We start from the raw sequence: 21,929 nt of genomic DNA on the forward strand, positions 1-21,929 counted from the left end.
GCAAATATGAAATTATTCCGCCTCTATTTGCGCGTGCTTGAAAAACTGGGCTCGGATCGGCGACTCGGTTGGCTCTTGGCCTTGGCCAACGTCGCACTTGCCATGGCGTTATTCGCGGAGCCTGTTCTCTTTGGCCGTGTGATCGATACGCTTTCAAGCATCCCGAGCAATCAGCCAGCTGCAATATGGGAAGGCGTCTGGCCTTTGCTCTTGCTCTGGACTGGCTTTGGATTGTTCACGATTATCTGTTCAACCCTAGTCGCACTTTTTTCGGATCGACTCGCGCATCGCCGTCGACACGCCGTATTTGGTGAGTATTTTGAACATGTGCTGCATCTGCCGCTCGCACAACAGTCTCGTACGCACTCCGGCCGTTTGATGAAAATCATGCTGCAAGGAACCGATACCCTCTGGTGGCTATGGTTAAGCTTTTTCCGTGAACACCTCGCGGCATTTGTTTCTTTGGTCGTACTGGTGCCGCTGGCACTCTACATTAACTGGCGACTCGCGCTCGTACTGATTGTCTTATGCCTCTTGTTTGGTGTGCTGACAAATTACATTTTGCGCAAAACACAAAAACTTCAGATGCAAGTTGAAAGCCATCACTCTGATCTTGCTGAACTCGCCTCAGATACCCTTGGCAACATCGCTTTAGTGCAGAGTTTTTCACGCATACAGACTGAAGTGAGCGCGTTACGCAACATCAGTCAACGCGTCCTCGGGGCGCAACTGCCTGTGCTGTCGTGGTGGGCGATCGTCACGGTACTCACGCGCTCTGCCACGACATTGAGCATTTTATGCATCGTGATTTTAGGCGCTTGGCTCTATACCAAGTCACTGATCTCGATCGGCGAAATTGTGACGTTTATTGCTTTTGCAGGCATGGTGATTGGGCGACTCGAACAAATCGTCGCCTTTTTCAACAAGCTCGCCATGGATGCCCCGCGCCTGAGAGAGTTTTTTGGTGTGCTCGATACGGCTCCAGAGATTCAGGATGCGCCTGATGCGATCGATCCCGGTCGTTGCGAAGGCATTATCGAATTTCACAACGTGAGTTTTTCTTATGATGGCCAACGTCCTGCCGTTCAGAACCTCAGTTTCAAAGTCGCGCCTGGTCAAACAATCGCCTTAGTGGGCACCTCCGGCGCAGGAAAATCCACAGCCCTCAGTTTGCTGTATCGCGCGTTTGATCCTCAGTCTGGCGCCATTACCATTGACGGTCGCGATATCCGCGAATTTCAGTTGACCGCCCTGCGCCGCAATATCGGCGTAGTATTTCAAGAACCACTTTTATTTAATCGTTCGATCGCTGAAAACTTACGCATCGGCTCACCGGAAGCCAGCGAGTCCGATCTGCGCGAAGCCAGTGCGCGCGCTCAAGCGTTGGACTTTATTTCCCGACAACCCCAAGGGTTTGACACAATTATTGGCGAACGTGGACGCAGCCTTTCAGGCGGTGAACGTCAACGCTTATCGATTGCGCGGGTCCTCTTGAAAAATCCGCCGATCTTGATCTTGGACGAAGCGACCAGCGCGCTGGACAGCTCAACGGAAACGAGTTTGCTCAAAGCAATGGAAGAAGTGACGCGTCAACGCAGCACGCTTGTGATCGCACACCGACTCAGCACCATCAGACAAGCCGATATGATTTTGGTGATGGATGCCGGTCAAGTGATCGAAGTCGGCACGTTCGACATGCTCTATGCACAAGGCGGACGTTTTACCGAAATCGTCAAGCAACAGTTCAACGCACCGATTGAACATCCCTTACAACCCAACATACAGATGGAACTGCGATGACTGGATTTTCTGCACAATGGCTGGCTCTCCGCGAACCCGCGGATCACCGTGCGCGCGACATCGCGCTGCAGTCAATCGTCATACACGACCTTGAACGTCTCGCGCGCATGCGTGCAGGGCCGCTCAAGCTTGTCGATCTTGGTTCTGGTTCCGGTTCAAACTTGCGGGCCTTGGCGCCACTTTTACCCGAGACTCAACACTGGACGCTGGTCGATTACGATCCTGCATTATTAGAGGCTGCGCGCGCGGCATGCATCCTTTGGGCAGATCAAGTGATCTCCAACGATGACTCACTCAAACTCATCAAAAACAACAAGCACATCACGATTCATTTTCGTTGTGAAGATCTCTCGAGCAACATTGAAGCTGTACTGGCCGAGTCTGCGGATCTCATCACGGCTGCCGCTTTTTTTGATCTGGTCGCCGAGCAGTGGCTTGAACGCTTTTGTGGCCTACTCTCCACGCCTCTCTACACAGTTTTGACCTATAACGGCATTGAGCATTGGACACCACCTGAGCCAAGCGATGCAGCGATGCTCAAAGCCTTTCATGCGCATCAACAAACAGATAAAGGTTTTGGCGCAGCGGCAGGACCGACTGCTGCAGGCGTCATGGAAAAGCTGTTGCGCGCGCGTGGCTTTGCCGTGTCCAACGCCTCAAGTCCGTGGCAACTCGACTCAAAGGATCGCTCTTTGATCGAGCAACTTGCCACAGGTAGCGCAGGTGCTGTGCGAGACACCGGCTTGGTATCGCGAGAAAACGTAGAGGCTTGGCAACGAAGTCGCTGTCAGGCGACCACGTGCGAGATCGGACATACCGATTTGTATGCACGACCCCGTCAGTTTTAAATTTCGATTTTTGCGCCTAACTCGACCACACGGTTGGGTGGGATCTTGAAAAAGTCAGAAGGCTTGGCCGCATTCTGATACATCCAGGAAAATAGCTTTTCACGCCATAAGGCCATTCCCGGCAACTTGCTGGGAACAATGGTGTCGCGCGCCAAAAAGAAAGACGTGTCCATCGCGTCAAACTCTAGCCCGTGTTTTAGCGTGATCAAGTCCAAGACCGAGTTGATATCAGGCGTCTCTTTAAAACCATGCACGGCTCGCACAACGTAAATGTCTTTGCCGAGCTCTTTGAGCTGCAACCTTTCATTGTCGTTCACAAAAGGCACATCCCAAGTACTCAGCTTGATGAAAAACACCCTCTTGTGCAAAACCTTGTTGTGCTTGAGATTGTGCAACATCGTCGCAGGCGTGTGGTCAACGTGAGCGGTTAAAAATACTGCTGTCCCCTCCACGCGGTGGGGAGGATAGGACAAGATGCTTGTCACAAAATCCTGTAACGGAATCGAGCCGTCAATCAGTTTTTCCCTCAACAGTCGTCTACCCGTGTACCAAGTCATCAAGCAGGTAAAGCACACAATGCCTAGTAACAGCGGGTACCAACCGCCGTCTTTGAGCTTCATCAATGTTGCCGCCCAAAACGAAAAATCAATCACCAGAAATACAACGAGAAATATTGCAGCAATGATTGGATTGAGCTTCCACTCGCGCACCATCACGACGGACATCAACAAGGTCGTAATCAACATCGTAGTCGTGACAGAAATACCGTAGGCAGCGGCAAGATTGCTTGACTCGCGAAACTGGATCACCGTAAACAGCACCATCGCTAACAATGCCCAGTTCACCACTGGAATGTAAATCTGACCGCGCTCAGCAGCAGAAGTATGGTTGATGCTCATTCTGGGTAAAAATCCCAGCAAGGTTGCTTGATTGGCCAATGAGTACGCACCAGAAATGACTGCCTGAGAAGCAATCACCGTCGCACTCGTGGCGAGGATCACCAGAGGAACCAAGGCCCAACTAGGTGCCATTAAATAAAAAGGATTCTTGATGGCTTCGGGATTTAAGATTAACAAAGCACCCTGACCAAAATAACAGAGCAATAAGCTCGGCATCACAATAAAGACCCAGGCGTAACGCACTGGTTTTTTACCGAAATGTCCCATATCGAGATACAGCGCTTCGACGCCTGTCACGACCAGCACGACCGAACCCAACACAATAAATGCCATGAATGTGTGTTCAACAATAAAGTTGATGGCATAGAGTGGATTAATGGCCGCAAAGATTTCTGGATGTTTAAAAATATTTAACACACCAAGAGCAGCGAGCGAGATGAACCAAAGCAAGGTGATGGGGCCGAACAGCTTGCCGACTGCAGCTGTACCGCGCTTTTGAATGACAAAAAGTGCAATCAAAATACCGATGGTGAGAGGAATAATAAAACGCTTGAGTTCCGGCGCAATAATTTCCAGCCCTTCGACTGCAGATAACACTGAGATGGCGGGAGTGATCACAGACTCTCCCACCAACATACACGCACCAAACATGCCGATCATCATGACTGCGAGGTGAGGTTTACCTGTTCCTTTGAGGGAGCGTAGACCAAGCGCCATTAAAGACAGCACTCCACCTTCGCCTCGGTTATCTGCGCGCATCACGATGACGACATACTTGAGCGTGACCACAAGCATGAATGCCCAAAACAACATAGACAAAATACCAAACACAGCTTCGGTCGAGAATGGAATACCGTGAGTCGGGCTAAAACATTCCTTTAGGGCATATAAAGGACTGGTCCCGATATCCCCAAATACGACTCCAATGGCAGCCAGCATCAGCACTTGCATTGAACCGTGCTTTTCTTGGCTGGCTGCGACAGCAACCGGAGCCAGAATGCTTGACTGCGAGTACTGTGGATCGCTGATTGTCATTTTGCTAAGAAACCTGATTACGCAGAGTCCCTATTTTATCAATGATGACCTCTACATAATCGCCCTTTTGCAAGAATCTGGGCGGCGTGCGACTAAAGCCTACACCCTCAGGTGTACCGGTCGCAATCACATCGCCCGCATGGAGCTCGGTAAAACCAGAGATGTACTCGATTAACTTAGGAATCGTGAAAATCATGTTGTCGAACGCGGTGTGCTGCATGGTTTCACCCGACACAATCGTCGTCAGCGTCAAATGATCCAGTTCTCCGACCTCGTCAAGGGTGACCAAGGCGGGGCCAATCGAGCTTGAGCGATAAAAGTTTTTACCCTGGTCGAGCGTCCGCTGAAATTGATAGTCTCTAACCGAACCATCCATAAAGCATGTGTAGCCCGCGATGTATTGCGCCGCATCTTCAGCACGGACCTTGCGCGCGGTTTTGCTGATCACGACGGCGATTTCACCTTCGAAATCGAACTCGGGCGAAAGCGTTGGCTTTTCAAAATCTTCGTTGTGCGCGACTAACGCTGCAGGTATTTTGATGAAAGTCCTAGGAAACTCGGGAAGCTTGTGACCAGCTTCGGCTGCGTGAGCCGCGTAATTCAATCCGACACAGTGAATCGTGACAGGCTCTAAAAACAGAGGCAAATAACGAATCGCAGACTCTTGCAGATCCGCCTGCGTGACACCGGTCAGCACCTGCTGTGCCTCGGCGTAGCCATTTTTTTGAACCAGCTGCAAGAGCGTTGGATACGCCTGGCCGATGCGGGAAGCAAGGTCCACAATGCCGCCATCGGCACGCAAGACACCATAAGAACTTTTCCCTTCATGGGTGTAACTCACCAACTTCATGCGTCAATCCTTTAAAAAATAGAGATGTTGCTTTTAGAATATATTAGGCTAGAAAGTTACTGCACGTCTGACTTACGCGCACAGAGACTTATTTTTTATTGATTTTTATCAGGTCACTGTATGACACCAAAACTTCCCATCGATAACGCCAAGACTGCAGCCGAGCTGACGGTTGAGCTCGAGGAAAAATTCACGCCCCCCGCCACCGACGATGCCTACAAGCTAGCTTTCGCCGATCAGGATTTTCTCAATAGTCCCGAAGTGCGGGGAATCCGCTTTCAGCTTGAGCTTCTCAAGCCTGATCTGAGCCTGCGCGAACATGGCATTGACCACACGATCGTCGTGTTTGGCTCTGCTCGTTTTATGAGCCAAGAGGCAGCCCTCGAAAAAGAAAAAACCGCTACCACTGACGCTGAACGTGCGAAAGCCGCGATTGCGCTCAACACCAGTATGCATTACGAGTCCGCGCGTACTTTTGGCCAACTGGTGGGTCAGTACAATCTTAAGCAAGCAGCCAAAGACTTTCGCTTGCACATTTGCACAGGCGGCGGACCTGGCATCATGGAGGCCGCCAACCGAGGCGCTTTTGAGGCAGGTGATGTCTCCATCGGCTTCAATATCAGCCTACCGCGCGAACAAGTGCCCAACCCCTACATCACACCTGATTTTTGCTTTCGCTTTCACTACTTTGCGTTGCGTAAGATGCACTTTATGCTGCGCGCGCGCGCCATTGTCGTGTATCCAGGTGGTTTCGGCTCGTTTGATGAGCTCTTCGAGGTTCTGACTCTGGTACAGACTAAAAAGGTAGAACCCATGCCCATCGTATTGGTCGGCCATGGATTCTGGACTCAGATGATTCGCTTTGATTTGCTAATCGAGTCAGGCTTGATCGAGCCTGACGATCTCAAGATCGTCAAGATTGTCGACACGGCTGAACAAGCCTGGACCGCTATTCGCGATTGGTACGAACTGAACTGATCCAGTGAATCGTTTGACCACGTGCGTCGACACCGACCGTCACAGGCATGTCGCGCACTACAAACTCGTAAATCGCCTCCATGCCTAGGTCCTCATATGCTAAGACGCGAGCAGACTCGATTGCTTTGGAGACGAGATACGCAGCCCCACCGACAGCGACCAAATAAGCGACCCCTGCTTTCTTGATGGCTTCGATGGCAACGGGACCTCTCTCAGCCTTACCCACAGAAACCAATAGCCCTGTTTGCTCAAGCAGTGTGGGCATGAACTTATCCATGCGCGTCGACGTTGTCGGGCCGGCTGGACCAACCGCCTCTCCCTTGACTGGATCGACAGGTCCTACATAATAAATCGCCCGATTTTTCAATGAAACAGGCAGGGGCTCGCCCAGCGCAAGGGTTTCAACCATGCGCTTGTGCGCGGCATCTCGACCTGTCAATAACTTGCCGGATAACAACAACAACTCGCCAGCTTTCCAGCTCTGGACTTCTTGTGGTGTGAGCGTATCCAAATTCACGCGACGTCCGTCAGCTGTTGGCATCGCATCAGGAATACCCTCCCACACAGAACTGTCAGGAGGCGTAAACATCGCAGGTCCCGAGCCATCCAGTGAAAAGGAAATAAACCGCGTCGCGGCACAATTGGGCATCAACGCCACGGGCAATAACGCGGCATGCGATGCAGCGGTTTCAATTTTGACATCTAGGATCGTCGCGTCTCCGCCCAAACCCTGCGCACCAATACCTAAAGCATTGACACGATCAAAGACCTCTAAACGAAGCTTCTCAACTTCGTCTGTTGTCGTCTTCGCGCGAACAGACTGGATATCAATGGGTGTAAACAACGCGCGCTTGGCCATCAGCATGGCTTGCTCTGGCGTCCCCCCAATGCCAAGACCCAGCACACCCGGCGGACACCAGCCCGCCCCCATACCAGGCAACTGACTGACCACCCAGTCCGCGATTGAATCGCTGGGATTGAGCATGGCGTAGCGTGCTTTGACATCGCCCCCACCACCCTTGGCCACTGCGATGATCTCTAAACCATCCCCCTCAACCAATTCAACGTGCACGATCGCAGGGGTGTTGTCACCGGTATTTTTTCTTTGTCCGAGCGGATGTCGGATCATCGACGCACGTAGTGGGTTGTCCGCAAACAAATAGGCTTTCGCGACGCCCTCATTGGCGAGCGTTTGTAAACTTGGCGTCGCAGCACACTCGGGCGCCTCAATCCGGACATCCATTCCAAGCTTAAAAAATACATGCGCGACACCAGTATCCTGACAAACGGGCCGTTGCGCTTGCGCACTCATTTTGCTGTTGACCAGCAACTGCAGCAAAGCGTTGCGGGCAGGCGCTGAGGTTTCTTTTTGATACGCCTCTTTGAGTGCTTGGACAAAATCGGTCGGATGGTAATAGCTCACATACTGCAACGCATCTGCGATACTGGTGACGATGTCACGTGCCTGAATCACTCGCATACTTACGCCTTGTTCCACGCACGCATACGATCCACCATTTGTGGTGCGGCACCCAGATAGTTGGCGGGATCGCACAGTCGATCAATCGTCGCCCGGTCAAGCTTATCGCTCACAGTCTTGTCCTGATAGAGAACTTCGGCAAGTTTTTTACCCTGAATCGAAGTGATGCGACAGGCGTCATACACCACGTCATGTGCAGTCTGTCGTCCGATGTGTGGCGCGAGGCCCATCATCACAGCCTCTGCAACAATCAATCCACCGGATAAGTCGAGATTCTTGAGCATACGCTTGGTATCAACTTCCAAGCCGCTGAGCATAAACTTTGCTTGCTTGAGTGCGCCGGCGGTCAAAATGAATGACTCAGGAATCGCTGACCACTCGATATGCCAAGGACCCGTTGCACGCTCAAAGTCTTGCACCATGGCGTCCAAGGCCAAACCTGCGTGTTGACGCACAGCCTTGGAAGCGCTGAGCATGAGTTCACAAGAAATGGGATTACGCTTTTGTGGCATGGTGCTCGAAGCACCACGACCTTTGACAAAAGGCTCGAACGCCTCGCCTAACTCATTGGTCATCATCAACATGATGTCGAGTGCAATTTTGCCAAGCGAGCCTGTGACAAGCGCTAAAAACTGGATGGTTTCAACCAAGCCATCACGGGCAACGTGCCAGGTGACAGGCGCAGAGCCCAGACCCAATTCTTTCATCAGCGCTTCTTGCACGGCCAAGCCTTGATCGCCGAGCGAGGCGAGTGTGCCAGCTGCACCACCGAATTGACCAATCAACACACGTGGCTTGAGTTGCGCCAAGCGCTCGCGATGACGGCGCACCATCAATAACCAGACAGCAGCTTTGTAGCCAAACGTGATGGGTAAGGCGTGCTGTAAGTGTGTACGTCCTGCCATCGGTGAATCACGATATTGCAAAGACATTTGATCCAAAATCGCATCAAGCTCGTCGAGATCCCGCTCGATAATCGCCAGACCATCGCGCACCTGAAGCACAGTCGCGGTATCCATGATGTCCTGGGTGGTTGCCCCCCAGTGCAGGTACTCGCCTTCAGGGCCACACATTTTTGAAATCTGATGCACGAGCGGCAAAATCGGATAACCCACGATTTCAGTTTCACGCTTGAGTTCAACCATATCCAGCTTGCTTGAGTCGGCACGCGCAATGATTGCGTCTGCCGCCGCCTTTGGAATCACGCCCAGCTCGCCCTGCACTTTTGCCAAGGCGATTTCAGTATCCGTGTAGCGGCGTAAGGTCGCCGCATCATCAAACACTTCACGCATGGCAGCCGTGCCGAACATGTCTTTAAAAATGGAGGATTCGATCATTGAAATAGGCATATGGAAAAACTCAACATAAATTAGTAGGCGCCAATATTAGGGGTGGCCCTATGCCCCGTCAACATTTCACCATAGTAATATCATCCGCAAGTCTCAGTCGCAGCGACCAGGGATTCAAAAAATACTCGGAGATCGTCAAAATGAAAAAAACTCTCTTGCGCTCGCTCTGCGCATCGTTATTGTTAAGCGCGACCTCTTTCACGGCGATCGCTCAAGACTACCCCAACCGCACGATCACCATGATCATGCCTTATGCACCGGGCGGCCCTGGCGACACGATCACCCGATTGTTTGCGGGTGCCATGCAAAAGAATATCGGTCAACAGATCATCGTTGATAATCCTGCGGGCGCCAGTGGCAGCATTGGTACAGCGAAAGTTGCCCGTTCCAATCCTGATGGCTATACCTTGCTGATGACACATATCAGTCATGCCACCAACCCCATGATGATCAAAAATCTTTCATATAGCCCCGTCAAAGACTTTGAGCCGGTGGGACTGGCGACGGTGGGTCCCATGGTCGTGGTCGCACGCAAAGACTTCCCACCTGCGAACACCAAGGAATTTGTCGAGTACGTCAAAAAGAATCAAGACAAAATCAGCATGGGTAATGCGGGTGTGGGCTCTGCTTCACACATGTGCAGCCTGATGTTCATGGAAGCCTTAGGCGTCAAGCTCAACAACATCCCCTACAAGGGCACAGCCCCCGCCATGAACGACTTGATGGGTGGTCAGATCGATATTTTGTGTGACCAGACAACCAGCACCGTGGGACATATCAAGGGTAATCGCATCAAGGCCTACGCCATCGCTGGCACAAATCGAATCGACTCCTTACCAGACCTGCCCGCGATCAGCGAAGCAGGCGTCAAAGGTTTTGACCTGAGCATCTGGTTTGGTATCTATGCCCCAAAAGGCACACCCAAGCCCGTGATTGACAAGCTGTCAGCCTCTTTGGCTAAGGCCGTGCAAGATCCTGACGTTAAGGCGCGCTTGGCAACCATGGGGACTTCACCGGTCTCGCCTGACCTCGCTGTGCCCGCAAAACTTGCCGAGCACCTGCAAAAAGAAATCAATACGCTTGGTCCTTTGCTCAAGAAAGCAGGCGTTGAGGCAAACTAAGCCAGCTGATCGGCGCGTAACGCTTTAGCAGCCTCTTTGGCCCGGTCGTTCTCCGAACGCAACCGGGCCAATTCTTGTTCGCTGACTAGTGCGACATTTGAATAATCTTGTTTCCATGCATGCGACGTACTCCAGCGCTGAGGCGACTGCACCGTCGTACGCGCTGCAGGTGCCGACTCAAGCGTACGAAATGCCAACTCGAGTGTCGCCGCCTGAGAGTCGGGATCGTTAGGCTTGCCTGCGGCATTACCCAACGGGAAATCACTAAACATCACACGCGGAACACCGCAGTGCTCCACAATGTCTTTGGCGCACGCGAGTAGCACCGTTGAAATGCCCGCGGCTTCGAGATACCGCGCGACTAGGCTCAGTGTCTGATGACAGACGGGACAATTGGGCACCATCACTACGGCATCGACACCATCCTCCCTGCAGCGTCTCAGAACCTCCGGGCAGTCCACCTCAAGGGTATGACGTTGGCTACGATTGGTCGGAATCCCATGGAAACGGGGCGCCAAACGACCAATACGACCGGCAGCCGCTGCCGCCCTTAAAGCAGGCAAAGGAAACCAGGTGTTGCTGTCTTCCATGGTGGTGTTCTTACGATCAATCGCGACATGAGAAATCCGCACATCGTGCTCAAGTGTCACATCACCTGAGTAGACCTTGTAAAACTTGGCCTCAGCGTTATAGGGCGCGCCAATACCTTGTTCACCCTTGCTCGGATCAAAAGGCGAAGCAGTTGTGAGCAAAGCGACGGTGGCATGACCAAGCGGCTTGGCCAGTGGCGTAAACGGCACCTCGGTGTAATGCGCCCAGCGATAAGGGTTACCGTAACCTAACGCGAGATACCAGTCTCTCGTGCGTGTCATATAAGGAACTGGGACGTCCTCGTCGGAGGCAAAGCCTAAATCGATTTCTGTCTGACTCATGATGTGTTTCTCCCAAAGAGGATGCCAATATTGATTCTTTTTAAGTGTGTTTTTTACTTGCCGTGGTACCCAGCACAATACCCACAATAATCAGGGCGGCAGAAATCAACAAGGGAACGCCGAGGGTTTCGCCTAAAAATACGCTGGCACACAACAAACCAATCACAGGTACGCCCAACAGTCCCATGGAGACCATCCCTGCTGGTAAATCTCGGCTCACGAGATTCATCAGCCAGTACGCCACGCCATTACCGATCAGACAATTAAAGCCAATCAGCAAGAAGAGTTCGAGCGACCATTCAATATGTGGAACGCCCTCAATTATCCAGGCAAGCGCGAGCTGAACCAAGCCCCCCACCAGCATTTGCCAAGGCAGCAGCGAAAACGGTGGTGTCACCCATTTGTGCGCGCGTCCATACACAATAGAAATGGCCCAGAAGAGTGCCGCGGCTAAAACAAGCGCATGACCGAGAACGATATTAGAGTCGCTCCAATCCATCTGCCCAGGCTGCATGATCAATACAATTCCGGACAAGCCAATCAATAGCCCAAGTAGCCGCCTCAGGGTCAGGGGCTCACGCAAAAAAAACCAGGCAGCGGGCAGCACCCAAAGCGGCGAGGTGTAGGCTAAAACAATCGACTTCCCTGCCGGCAGATATTGCAAACCCACACTGACTAAAACAGAAAATCCCACCATGTGCAGTAATCCGACACTAAAGATCACGGGGAGATCGGCTTTGACTGGCACGCGCAATCTGCCAGTCGCCAGACAAAGCACAAAGAACAAGGCACAGGCCGGGAGGAGTCGCAGAGCGGTCACCCAGACAGGGGTGACATATTGCAAACTCATTTTGGCAATCACCCAATTAAATCCCCACGCGATCACCAGTAGCACTAACAGCACGATGGCGCGTCGGCGACGTGTCTGCTCAACCAGAAGGCTTGCCTGAGAAGATTTCTCTGCTGAAGGACTGACGGAAGTTGTCACTCGGATTCCAAAAGACATTTTGGCATTGACTGTAACCCAATGTATGCTATGCCATCTCCACGAACTGACGGATCACCTGCAAATGACTACGCAAGCCAAAAAAGACCTCGCCACCCTCCTAAAAGCACGTTACGGCCACGGTCCAGAAGTCCTCGACGTTTTAAACCCAACGCTTGAGACACTGTTTCAACACAAATCCGTTCGAGCCTTTACTGACAAGCCCCTGGCACCCAACACAGCCGAGCTGCTTATTGCAGCTGCCCAGTCCGCGTCGACCTCCTCCAATCTCCAAACCTGGAGCGTCGTCGCTGTCGAAGACCAAGGTCGTAAAGACCGTCTGGCCGCGATGGCTGGCAATCAAAAATGGATCAGTGCCTGTCCTTTGTTTCTGGTCTGGGTTGCCGATCTCGCCCGCCTTAAAGAACTGGGCGAAGAGCATCAGCTCCCGCATGAGAGTCTCAACTATCTTGAAATGCTCCTGATGGGTACGATTGATTCTGCCTTAGCCGCTCAAAACGCAGCCACTGCAGCCGAGTCGCTAGACCTCGGCATCGTCTACATCGGCGGTATCCGCAACAAACCCCTTGAGGTCGCCAAAGAACTCGGCCTGCCACCGATGAGCTTTGCGACCTTTGGCATGTGCGTGGGTAATATCGACCCGGCCGCGACGGCCAAGAACGTGGTCAAACCACGTTTGCCACAGCGTGCAGTCCTCCACAAAGAGACTTACGACGTCAAAGCTAAAAACGAAGCTGTCGACGCCTATAACGCGACGATGGAAAAATTTTACGCCGAGCAGGGCATGAAGCCGCTCGGCCCATGGCACATTCAGTCCCTCAATCGCGTACGCGGACCAGATGCGATGGCTGGGCGCGATCTGTTGGTCGATGCGCTCAAACAGCTCGGCTTTGACATGAAATAAGGTCTCAAGCCGCGTTGCGATCAAAGGGGGTGATGGGCGTTAGCCCTCACCCTCTTCTCTTTTCTGCATCTGCCACATCTGAGCGTAGGCGCCATTAGCGGCAATCAACAGCTGATGCGTGCCACGCTCGATGACACGACCGTGCTCCATCACCAAAATCTGATCGGCATGCACAATCGTCGATAAACGATGGGCAATGATCAGCGTCGTGTGATTGCGCGCGAGACTCGCAAGCTCATCTTGAAGCGCCCGCTCTGTTTTGGAATCCAATGCCGAAGTCGCCTCATCAAAAATCAGCATCGCCGGTTTTTTCAACAAGGTTCGCGCAATCGCCACACGCTGCTTTTCACCACCCGAGAGCTTTAAGCCGCGCTCACCCACCTGCGTTTGATACCCCTCGGGCAAATGCTCGATAAACTGATCCATTTGCGCCGCGCGGGCTGCTGCCTGGACCTCTTGCTCTGTCGCGCCGGGACGGCCATAGGCAATGTTGTAGCCAATCGTGTCGTTAAACAAAACCGTATCTTGTGGGACGATGCCAAGCGCCTGCCGCAAACTGCTTTGCTGAACGCTGCGCAAGTCCTGTCCGTCCAGCAAAATACGACCCTGTTGCACATCGTAAAAACGAAACAGTAGTCGCGCCAAGGTGCTCTTGCCTGCGCCACTGCGTCCAACGACAGCCGTGGTCGTGCCCGCAGGAATTACAAAGCTGAGGTCATGCAAGATTTCACGGTTCGACTCGTAGTGAAACGACACATTCTCAAAGCGGACCTCTGGACCGTTGGTCTGGTCAGCAATCCGCAAGGCAGGGGCATTGGGCGCATCAGCAATCTCACGGTCCGACTCTAACAACGTAAACATCCGATCAAGATCGGTCAAGGACTGTTTGATTTCCCGATAAATCACACCTAGAAAATTCAGTGGAATGTAGAGCTGAATCATCAGGGTATTGACCAGCACCAGATCACCCAGCGTCATCGAACCATCTGACACACCCAAGGTCGCTCGCCACAAAATCAACACCAAACCTGTTGCGATAATCGCTTGTTGACCTACATTCAACAACGACAGCGATTTCTGAGACTTAATCGCAGCAGCCTGATAGCGCAACAGGTTTTCATCATAGCGATTGGCTTCAAAAGACTCGTTGCCAAAGTACTTGACCGTCTCAAAGTTCAGTAACGAGTCAATCGCTTTTTGGTTGGCACGCGAGTCCATGTCATTCATGGTGCGACGCAAGTGAGTGCGCCATTCAGTCACATAAATAGTAAAGACAATGTAGATGACCAAAGCACTGAGCGTGATCCCTGCAAACCAAATGTCGTAGTTGTAGGCAAAATAGCCCAGCACCAGCAAGAACTCCAGCAGCGTGGGCACAATGCTGTAGAGAGAAAACGACACCAAGGACTGAATCGCACGTGTGCCGCGCTCAATGTCTCGACTGACTCCACCTGTTTGTCTGGCGAGATGAAATCTCAACGAAAGCGCATGTAGATGTTGGAACACCTCAAGCGCGATTTGTCTCACCGCATGCTGCGTGACACGCGCAAAAAATAACTCTCGCAGCTCGGTGAACAGCGAGGATGAAAATCTCAGCAAACCGTAGCCGATGATGAGGGCAATCGGTACAACCAACAATGCGCCAGGTGTGTTGTTGCGGACATCCAGCGCATCGACCATGTGCTTGAGCATGATCGGAATGCCCAAATTGGCAAATTTGGCTGCGAGCAAACAGGCGACAGCCAAGGCCACCCGGAGCTTGTATTGCATCAAATATGGCAGTAAATCACCAATGATGCGCCAATCGCTGCGCTGACGCGGGGCATTTGGGCGGTGAGGATCGTGCACAAATTCAGGGGAACGGCGGCTGGAATGTCTCATTTAAGGATTCTATCGCCGAAACACCTTGGACGTCCGAATAGACCTTCGTGTATAAATTCTCTTTCATCCCACTGTCTTTCACCTCTCCATGACCGCTCCCCAGCTTGCCAGCACCTCAGCCAGTCCCTCGTCTGCGACTTCCGACTCCGGCACACAATTTCAACTCAAGACGCGCATTAACGCTGTCCTGAGCGAAGTCATCGCGAGTGGTCGCATTCCTGGAGTTGCGGCCGCGGTGACCAGTCTCGAAGAAACGCTTTACGAAGGGGCTTTTGGCGTGCGTGCACAGGGCCTGGAGACGCAGATGACTCCAGACACGGTCATGTGGATTGCTTCTATGACCAAACCCCTCGTTGGGGCAGCCGCCATGCAACTGGTTGAACAAGGCAAACTTTCCCTTGATGACCCGATTGCCCATGTCTTGCCCGAGATCAATGCCATTCAAGTCGTAACAGGCTGGGATGCCCTGGGGCAGCCCATGCTGCGTCCACCCAAAACACCGATCACGCTGCGTCACCTGATGACGCATACCGCTGGCTTTACCTCAGATATCTGGAGCGAAAATTCAGCGCGTTTTCTCAAACTCAACAAATTGCCGCGCGCAGGCTCCGGGCGACGCGATGCGCTCAATATCCCGCTGTCTTTTGATCCTGGTGAACGCTGGGAATATGGCATCAATATCGACTGGATTGGCCTGGCCATCTCTGCGGTCACCGGCATGCGCCTGGGTGAGTATTTGCAAAAAAATATCACCGGACCTCTCGCGATGCACAGCACGGGTTTTGAAATCACCCCCTCGATGCGGGCGCGCCTAGCCAAAGTCCATCTGCGCAATCATGACGATCAATCGCTGAGTCTGCTGGACTTTGAGGTCCCGCAACATGCCGAAGTCGACCCGGGCGGCGGCGGCATGTACTCCACCGCAAGCGACTATCTGCGTTTTACCCGCATGATGCTCAACCATGGTCGCGTCAATGGACAGCAGATTCTCAAGCCTGAAACGGTTGCCCTGATGTCAAAGAATGCAATGGGTCCTTTGCGCGTCAAGATGCTTAGCACGATCAACACCAACATGTCGCTCGATGCAGAGTTTTTTCCTGGCGTTGAAAAAACGTGGGGACTGACCTTCATGATTAATGAAGCCCCAGCCCCCACAGGACGTTCTACAGGCAGTCTAGCTTGGGCGGGTTTGCCCAATGCTTATTTCTGGATTGATCCAGTGCGTAAAATCGCAGGTGTCTTGATGATGCAAATTTTGCCTTTTGTCGACACCTCGGCGATCAAGCTCTTTACAGACTTTGAGACGGCTGTTTATCAGTCGCTCCAGTCCACAAAAGCTTGATCTTGACTCGGTATCCATCTCGCTTATTTTTGTAACGGCCCCGGATACCACTTTGGTAAACGTTTCTCGATAAACGAAGCAGTGCCTTCGGCGGCTTCGGCTTTCTGACGCACATCCGAATGCTGTTTGACCAAATCATCAAACAACGCATCACTCAGAAAAGATCCAGCGACTTCCATTGTGCGCATCTTGGTGGCCGTCACGGCCCCCGGGGCGTTCATCAACAAGGCATCAACAATGCGAGCGCCCGTAGCCTCCAGCTCATCGAGCTTGCAGACCTCATGCACAAAGCCGATCCGCAACGCAACATCGGGACCAAAGCGCTCGGATGACAAAGCATAACGACGCACGTTACGCACGCCCATCGCTTGACAGAGCTGCGGCAAAATCACTCCGGCCATCAAGCCCCAACGTGCCTCGGTAATCGCAAACACCGCATTGTCGGCCGCCACGACGATGTCGCATACCGATGCCACGCCTGTGCCGCCCCCAAAACAACCACCCTGAATCAACGCAACTGTCGGGATCGGGACGATATCGAGCCGGCGCACTGCCTCGGCAGTTAAACGCGACGCGCGTTCGTTTTCAGCTGGTGACGTCTGCGACACGCTCGAGATCCAAGCCAAGTCGGCACCGGCTTGAAAATGGCGGCCGTTGCCCTTGATCACCACTACGCGCGCATCTGGCTTAGGGCCCAATAAATCCAAGGCTTCGTGCAGTCCTTCAATCATATCGCCGTTATAGGCGTTATTGACCTGCGGGCGATTTAAGGTCACGGTGACAACCCCGCGCGCGTCAACGTCGCACAGTACGGTTCCTTTTCCGAGTTCTTTTGTCATGATTTCCCCATTTTTCATCTGTCGTTACGGTTTTTTTAACTGGCGTTCAGCATAACTCGGAATGACTTGTGCAAACTTTGAGGAAAATCAAATTCTCGCAGGAGGCATTTTGTGGAGTTTGATGTACTATTTCTGCACAATCACAAGAAAATTTGATTCATTCAAACAGACGAGACAGCAGAACATTCCATGCAAACATTAGACGCCATCATCATAGGCTCTGGCTTTTCGGGCATGTATCAACTCTATAGCTTACGAGACAAGCTTGGCATGACGGCCAAGGTCCTCGAAGCGGGAAGCGGAGTAGGAGGTACCTGGTTCTGGAATCGGTATCCGGGCGCGCGGTGCGACTCCGAGAGCCACACCTACATGTATTATTTTTCCAAAGAAATCATTCAGGAATGGGAATGGTCGGAGCGCTATCCCCAACAACCAGAAATCCTGCGCTATCTAAACTTTGTCGCGGACAAGCTCAAGCTTCGTTCGGATATCGAGCTGGATACGCGCATGTCGCAGGCCCATTTTGATGCAGCAACTAATCGTTGGCACGTCAAAACAGAAAACGGCAAGGAGTACAGCGCTCAATACCTGATCACTGCGGTCGGTTGCCTGTCTTCGGCCAACATGCCAAAAATCAAAGGTTTGTCTGACTTTAAAGGCCAGTGGTTTCACACGGGCCAGTGGCCGCATGAAGGTGTGGACTTTACCGGCAAACGCGTTGGTGTGATTGGCACGGGTTCGACCGGTATTCAGGCGATTCCTGTGATCGCTGCGAGTGCCGGACATCTGACAGTGTTTCAGCGCACTCCCAACTACAGCTTGCCCGCACGCAATGCGCCGCTCACGCCTGAGTTTAAAAAATACGCCAAAGAACACGCAGAAGACATTCGTACCATCATGACCAACAACACCAATGGTCATGGGTTTTACATCGAGGACAAATCCGCTCTCGATGTCGCCGAGGCTGATCGTCTGCAAGCCTACGAAAAAAAATGGGAGCAAGGTGGCTTTCAGTTCCGCGCACTTTATCGTGACATTCTGACGAGCGCCGAGGCCAACGAAACCGCAGCCAGCTTCATCCGCAACAAAATCAAACAGGTCGTTAAAAATCCTGAAGTTGCAGCGTTATTGGCCGACATCGACCATCCGTTTGCGGCTAAGCGTCCACCTGTGGACTCACATTATTTCGAAACCTATAACCGCGATAACGTCTCATTGGTCGACATCCGTAAAGCGCCGATCGAGTGCATCACAGAAAACGGCATCAAAACTGCCGATCAGGAATATCCTCTCGACATCATCGTGTTCGCGACAGGCTTTGATGCCATGACGGGTTCCTTGGTCAAGCTCGATGTGACAGGTCGGGATGGACGAACACTCAAAGACTACTGGTACGCGGGTCCACGCACCTATCTGGGTCTGCAGATCCCTGGCTTTCCCAATATGTTTACGATCACGGGCCCGGGTAGCCCTTCCGTTCTGTGCAACATGCCTCCAGCGATCGAGCAACATGTTGACTGGATCACGCGATGCATCAAGCATATGCGCGACAAGGGCCTGGCTTCTATCGAGGTTCCGGAATCCTCTGGTGATCTTTGGCAAGCCGAAGTCGATGCGGCGGCCAATGCGACCCTTTTACCCAAGGTCAAGCACTCTTGGTATCTCGGTGCGAACGTTCCTGGCAAGCCGCAAGTGTTTATGCCTTACGCAGGCGGCTTGAGTCACTACCGCGATATTTGCGAGGAGATCATCCAGGACAACTATCGCGGCTTTGAGTTTCAAGCTGCGCGTTAACGTTGATTTACTTGCCGCTCTTTTCAACCCAGGCGAAGAGAGCGATCGCGATCACAATCAATGCGCCATAAATTGTCCATGCCGGCACATGCATGAGCTGAGGTAATGTCACCTTGCCAAGCTTGCCGACTGACAAAATATTGGCGCGCACCCATTCGAAAGAAAAAGCGTAAAGAACCGCTCCAACAATCATTCCTGCCGCGCCGACAAGCGCATGGATACTCCCCGTGCCAATCGCGGCGACGCCCGTTCCAGGACAGTAACCGTACAACACCATACCAATTCCAAAAATTACAGCACCAATAATAGTGCCCAGCATATTGGCGTCACGGACATGCCATTTTGCCAACTCCATATTGGTCAGCACCAGTACGCCGATCCCTCCCACAATGATGGCTGGAAACATCACCTTGAGTACAGTGAAGTCTTTGAAGCGAAACTGATTCACGATCACGTTGTAGTTGGTGACCTTGCCACGCTGCAACAGCCAGCCAAATACAAAACCAAACACAACCGCCAACAGCAATGCGCTTTCACCTTTAATTGGGAACATGTTTATTCTCCTGAACTGTTTGAACGTGAACCGCGATATACGATTGCTGCAGTGATCGCACCTGACACGAACATCACTGCCAAAAATGTCCAACCCACCACGGCGAGTTGCAAAGACTGAGAGATCCCGTTTCCGCTGGTGCATCCCCCTGCCATCCGTGCGCCATACATGGCGAGCGCGCCACCGATAAAAGCCACAATGAAGCGTCGTGTTTTCGAAGCACCAAAGCGCTCTTGCCAAACACTCGGAATAGATTCGAACTTAAAGGTGCGTGACACAAGTGCCGAGGCTAAGGCTCCAAAAAATGTACCGATTAAAAACAAGGTGCCGTAGTCCAGTTTCATCGCATTGGTTTTCCAGTAGGCATTTGCCGCTACGGTATCCGCACCCACGATCGGTGAAACCACACCGCCAGCGATTTGCCCGATTGCAGTCGTGATGCCTAGTGGTGCGGCCACCACGACAAACACCACCCAACTTAGTACGCCGATCCCTACGCCCACGATATAGGGTGACCACCTGCCAGCAAGGCGCCCTCCTGAGTGAACCGCTTGTTGTTGTGCCATGAAGATTCTCCTTTGATGACGGTATTTGATGGACTGAATACTGCTCAAAATCAATATACTTTTAAACAATTTATTTATATATATAATAATTTTATTGATTTTGTTGGGTGTTGATCTAGATCAAATGCGCACGCCATTCAAGCAACTTGGTGACATTGGCCACTAATGCGATAATCCCTAGTTGCACAGATGTCTTTTACTCACTTCAAAATTTGAGGCTTTCCGCTCATGGCACAAGAATTGGATTTGCTAAAAATCGCCCAAGAAGAACAAAACGGCGATCTTTTCAAAATGCTCGACGGCATTTACAAGCGTTCATCGGTCAAACCCGTCGGTTGCCCTGACGCAATCATCTGGGAAGGCGGTAACGCCCAAGGTGGCGTCAAGCCCGTCGCACACGCGTTCACAGACATGTTCGCTTTGAACGGCACACTGATGGCACTTGACGTGCTGGGTCTGCCTTTCCTCGGCGTTCCGATGATGGCTCAGTTCCGTCATGACAGCAAACTCCAGTCACTTGAGTGGTTCGGCAAGCTGGACTACACCGCACTGAAATGGTCAACAGCCGGTGACTTTATGGTCAACGAAGGCGGCAAAAAAGTTGTGGTGAACGGCAAGTCCGCAAACGCCCCCCTGCGTACCGCAGCAGGCGTGTATTGCAACGTGCGCCCTTACGGTGGCATCACCAGCATTCGCTTTATGCCAGGCCTGCCCTACTCACAGGACAAAAAGAAATTCAACGTCGATCACACCACTGGCGTGATTCACTCTGAAATGAACACCCCCGGCATCCGTATGGCTTATGCCGCACGTTTGTTCTTGAAAATGGTGCATGAGACAGGTCAGATCGGCCGCGTCGCCACCAAGCCCACACAAGCTCAAGAAGACGCCATCAACGCTGGCATCATGCGCTGGTTGATGCAGGGCACTAAGTTCAAGCTCAAGCGTCAATACACTGTTGATGCATACGAAGAGCACCGCGCCAGCGTGGACGCCATTGTCGCCTTGCTCCCCAAGGACTTCAAAGACGGCATGGAAAACTGGACGGGTGACATCTACGAACACATTTCCGACACCAACTTTGGTTTGTTGTTGCATGACATGATTCGTCAGCGTCCTTGCATCGTGTATGCAACAGACTTGGACGGCGACCGTCTGACCGACTTGATGGCCGACGCGCCTGACGTCTTGCGTGACTGGGGCCAGATCGTGCTGGACAAGGTTGGCGCCAAAGTCGACATGAAGAAACTGTGGGTGGACATGGGTTTCACCATGACCAACGGCAAAGACATGACCAGCGTGATGTATCGCGTGCATGGCGCCCCAATCTACGAACAAACACTCGGCTCAGCAGATGCCATGTTGTTGCGTTTGCTGGACGGCGACGAAACTGTCGGCGGCGAAAAGCAGCCCTACGATCCACGCATCCACTTTGTTCTGATCAACGAGGCTTACAAAGCCGCGAACCCAGATAACAAAGAGTTGGCCAAGTGGCTCGACGAGCAGCTCGCGACCTTCGACAAGATCTACGCGGGCGATCGCCCACGTTACATCGACGGTTACAAGAAACTCAAAGCTGCGATCCGTCCTTGGGGCGCCTAAGTTTTGAATCAGTTCCTGGGCTCTTGAAAGGCCCAGTGATTGAAAAATGAAATAGAAAAAATCCCGCGAGTGCTCAAGCTCGCGGGATTTTTTTTACTTCTTCTTCACTTCTTCTTCACTTCATTTTCACTTCATTTTCACTGCAAAATC

The 21,929-nt window shown here is 52.3% G+C and carries 18 protein-coding genes; 8 read left to right on the plus strand and 10 right to left on the minus strand.

What is annotated here, in order from left to right; genetic code table 11:
• Positions 1–6: 6 nt before the first annotated feature.
• Positions 7–1,800, plus strand: a complete 1,794-nt coding sequence (locus WBJ47_RS03230; RefSeq protein ID WP_422245542.1) for a glucan ABC transporter ATP-binding protein/ permease — start codon at positions 7–9, stop codon at positions 1,798–1,800.
• Positions 1,797–2,648 (plus strand): class I SAM-dependent methyltransferase, encoded by an 852-nt coding sequence (locus WBJ47_RS03235; RefSeq protein WP_422245541.1) that lies wholly within the window; start codon positions 1,797–1,799, stop codon positions 2,646–2,648. Before WBJ47_RS03230 ends, WBJ47_RS03235 begins: the two co-directional genes overlap by 4 nt.
• Here WBJ47_RS03235 and WBJ47_RS03240 read toward each other — a convergent pair.
• Both WBJ47_RS03240 and WBJ47_RS03245 read right to left on the minus strand, forming a co-directional pair.
• Positions 2,645–4,498, minus strand: coding sequence for a potassium transporter Kup (locus WBJ47_RS03240; protein ID WP_422245589.1), 1,854 nt, complete (start codon positions 4,496–4,498; stop codon positions 2,645–2,647). The two genes, WBJ47_RS03235 and WBJ47_RS03240, sit on opposite strands and share 4 nt — an antisense overlap.
• Positions 4,499–4,586: 88 nt before the next feature.
• Positions 4,587–5,432 carry a fumarylacetoacetate hydrolase family protein gene (locus tag WBJ47_RS03245; protein WP_422245539.1) on the minus strand — a complete coding sequence of 282 codons (846 nt, stop codon included), beginning with the start codon at positions 5,430–5,432 and terminating at the stop codon, positions 4,587–4,589.
• A gap of 120 nt (positions 5,433–5,552) precedes the next feature.
• Between WBJ47_RS03245 and WBJ47_RS03250 the strand changes: the two genes are divergently transcribed.
• Positions 5,553–6,410, plus strand: a complete 858-nt coding sequence (locus WBJ47_RS03250; protein WP_422245537.1) for a TIGR00730 family Rossman fold protein — start codon at positions 5,553–5,555, stop codon at positions 6,408–6,410.
• On the opposite strand, the gene WBJ47_RS03255 is transcribed toward WBJ47_RS03250, so the two are convergent.
• Positions 6,382–7,890 carry a fumarate hydratase gene (locus tag WBJ47_RS03255; RefSeq protein ID WP_422245535.1) on the minus strand — a complete coding sequence of 503 codons (1,509 nt, stop codon included), beginning with the start codon at positions 7,888–7,890 and terminating at the stop codon, positions 6,382–6,384. The genes WBJ47_RS03250 and WBJ47_RS03255 overlap by 29 nt on opposite strands.
• 2 nt (positions 7,891–7,892) lie before the next feature.
• Positions 7,893–9,239: a class-II fumarase/aspartase family protein gene (locus WBJ47_RS03260; RefSeq protein ID WP_422245533.1), complete on the minus strand. Its 1,347-nt coding sequence runs from the start codon at positions 9,237–9,239 to the stop codon at positions 7,893–7,895.
• 140 nt (positions 9,240–9,379) lie between these two features.
• Here WBJ47_RS03260 and WBJ47_RS03265 point away from each other — a divergent pair, with 140 nt between their 5' ends.
• Entirely contained in the window at positions 9,380–10,360 is a 981-nt protein-coding gene (locus WBJ47_RS03265) for a tripartite tricarboxylate transporter substrate-binding protein (RefSeq protein ID WP_422245531.1), read from the plus strand.
• Here WBJ47_RS03265 and WBJ47_RS03270 read toward each other — a convergent pair.
• Positions 10,357–11,292 carry a glycine/sarcosine/betaine reductase selenoprotein B family protein gene (locus WBJ47_RS03270; protein ID WP_422245530.1) on the minus strand — a complete coding sequence of 312 codons (936 nt, stop codon included), beginning with the start codon at positions 11,290–11,292 and terminating at the stop codon, positions 10,357–10,359. The genes WBJ47_RS03265 and WBJ47_RS03270 overlap by 4 nt on opposite strands.
• A gap of 40 nt (positions 11,293–11,332) precedes the next feature.
• A complete protein-coding gene (locus WBJ47_RS03275; RefSeq protein ID WP_422245528.1) occupies positions 11,333–12,280 on the minus strand; it encodes a DMT family transporter in 948 nt (315 codons plus the stop codon).
• An 82-nt stretch (positions 12,281–12,362) separates the two neighbouring features.
• Between WBJ47_RS03275 and WBJ47_RS03280 the strand changes: the two genes are divergently transcribed.
• Positions 12,363–13,202, plus strand: a complete 840-nt coding sequence (locus WBJ47_RS03280) for an NADPH-dependent oxidoreductase (protein ID WP_422245526.1) — start codon at positions 12,363–12,365, stop codon at positions 13,200–13,202.
• A gap of 39 nt (positions 13,203–13,241) precedes the next feature.
• Here the strand turns inward: WBJ47_RS03280 and WBJ47_RS03285 are convergent, their stop codons facing one another.
• Positions 13,242–15,083, minus strand: a complete 1,842-nt coding sequence (locus WBJ47_RS03285) for an ABCB family ABC transporter ATP-binding protein/permease (RefSeq protein WP_422245524.1) — start codon at positions 15,081–15,083, stop codon at positions 13,242–13,244.
• Between the two features lie 88 nt (positions 15,084–15,171).
• On the opposite strand from WBJ47_RS03285, the gene WBJ47_RS03290 reads away from it, so the two are divergent.
• On the plus strand, positions 15,172–16,425 hold the full coding sequence (locus tag WBJ47_RS03290; RefSeq protein ID WP_422245522.1) for a serine hydrolase domain-containing protein: 1,254 nt from the start codon (positions 15,172–15,174) through the stop codon (positions 16,423–16,425).
• Positions 16,426–16,448: 23 nt separating this feature from the next.
• Here the strand turns inward: WBJ47_RS03290 and WBJ47_RS03295 are convergent, their stop codons facing one another.
• Entirely contained in the window at positions 16,449–17,264 is an 816-nt protein-coding gene (locus WBJ47_RS03295; protein ID WP_422245520.1) for an enoyl-CoA hydratase-related protein, read from the minus strand.
• 189 nt (positions 17,265–17,453) lie between these two features.
• On the opposite strand from WBJ47_RS03295, the gene WBJ47_RS03300 reads away from it, so the two are divergent.
• Complete coding sequence (locus tag WBJ47_RS03300) at positions 17,454–19,058, plus strand: flavin-containing monooxygenase (protein WP_422245519.1); 1,605 nt, start codon at positions 17,454–17,456, stop codon at positions 19,056–19,058.
• A 7-nt stretch (positions 19,059–19,065) separates the two neighbouring features.
• Here WBJ47_RS03300 and WBJ47_RS03305 read toward each other — a convergent pair whose 3' ends face one another.
• Complete coding sequence (locus WBJ47_RS03305) at positions 19,066–19,611, minus strand: YeeE/YedE thiosulfate transporter family protein (RefSeq protein WP_422245517.1); 546 nt, start codon at positions 19,609–19,611, stop codon at positions 19,066–19,068.
• A gap of 2 nt (positions 19,612–19,613) precedes the next feature.
• Complete coding sequence (locus tag WBJ47_RS03310) at positions 19,614–20,246, minus strand: YeeE/YedE thiosulfate transporter family protein (protein WP_424585300.1); 633 nt, start codon at positions 20,244–20,246, stop codon at positions 19,614–19,616.
• 159 nt (positions 20,247–20,405) lie between these two features.
• Here WBJ47_RS03310 and WBJ47_RS03315 point away from each other — a divergent pair, with 159 nt between their 5' ends.
• Complete coding sequence (locus WBJ47_RS03315) at positions 20,406–21,779, plus strand: hypothetical protein (RefSeq protein WP_422245515.1); 1,374 nt, start codon at positions 20,406–20,408, stop codon at positions 21,777–21,779.
• The last annotated feature ends 150 nt before the right edge of the window (positions 21,780–21,929 follow it).

It is taken from the genome of Zwartia sp. (assembly GCF_049655405.1).
Taxonomy (GTDB): Bacteria; Pseudomonadota; Gammaproteobacteria; order Burkholderiales; family Burkholderiaceae_B; genus Zwartia.

Excerpts from the sequence above, each read along its gene's own strand:
- WBJ47_RS03245 (WP_422245539.1), bottom strand. The coding sequence starts at position 5,432 with ATGAAGTTGGTGAGTTACACCCATGAAGGGAAAAGTTCTTATGGTGTC.
- WBJ47_RS03240 (WP_422245589.1), bottom strand. The coding sequence starts at position 4,498 with ATGCAAGTGCTGATGCTGGCTGCCATTGGAGTCGTATTTGGGGATATC.
- WBJ47_RS03315 (WP_422245515.1), top strand. The coding sequence starts at position 20,406 with ATGGCACAAGAATTGGATTTGCTAAAAATCGCCCAAGAAGAACAAAAC.
- WBJ47_RS03295 (WP_422245520.1), bottom strand. The coding sequence starts at position 17,264 with ATGACAAAAGAACTCGGAAAAGGAACCGTACTGTGCGACGTTGACGCG.
- WBJ47_RS03270 (WP_422245530.1), bottom strand. The coding sequence starts at position 11,292 with ATGAGTCAGACAGAAATCGATTTAGGCTTTGCCTCCGACGAGGACGTC.
- WBJ47_RS03305 (WP_422245517.1), bottom strand. The coding sequence starts at position 19,611 with ATGTTCCCAATTAAAGGTGAAAGCGCATTGCTGTTGGCGGTTGTGTTT.
- WBJ47_RS03265 (WP_422245531.1), top strand. The coding sequence starts at position 9,380 with ATGAAAAAAACTCTCTTGCGCTCGCTCTGCGCATCGTTATTGTTAAGC.
- WBJ47_RS03250 (WP_422245537.1), top strand. The coding sequence starts at position 5,553 with ATGACACCAAAACTTCCCATCGATAACGCCAAGACTGCAGCCGAGCTG.
- WBJ47_RS03290 (WP_422245522.1), top strand. The coding sequence starts at position 15,172 with ATGACCGCTCCCCAGCTTGCCAGCACCTCAGCCAGTCCCTCGTCTGCG.
- WBJ47_RS03230 (WP_422245542.1), top strand. The coding sequence starts at position 7 with ATGAAATTATTCCGCCTCTATTTGCGCGTGCTTGAAAAACTGGGCTCG.
- WBJ47_RS03260 (WP_422245533.1), bottom strand. The coding sequence starts at position 9,239 with ATGCCTATTTCAATGATCGAATCCTCCATTTTTAAAGACATGTTCGGC.
- WBJ47_RS03285 (WP_422245524.1), bottom strand. The coding sequence starts at position 15,083 with ATGAGACATTCCAGCCGCCGTTCCCCTGAATTTGTGCACGATCCTCAC.
- WBJ47_RS03300 (WP_422245519.1), top strand. The coding sequence starts at position 17,454 with ATGCAAACATTAGACGCCATCATCATAGGCTCTGGCTTTTCGGGCATG.
- WBJ47_RS03255 (WP_422245535.1), bottom strand. The coding sequence starts at position 7,890 with ATGCGAGTGATTCAGGCACGTGACATCGTCACCAGTATCGCAGATGCG.
- WBJ47_RS03280 (WP_422245526.1), top strand. The coding sequence starts at position 12,363 with ATGACTACGCAAGCCAAAAAAGACCTCGCCACCCTCCTAAAAGCACGT.
- WBJ47_RS03235 (WP_422245541.1), top strand. The coding sequence starts at position 1,797 with ATGACTGGATTTTCTGCACAATGGCTGGCTCTCCGCGAACCCGCGGAT.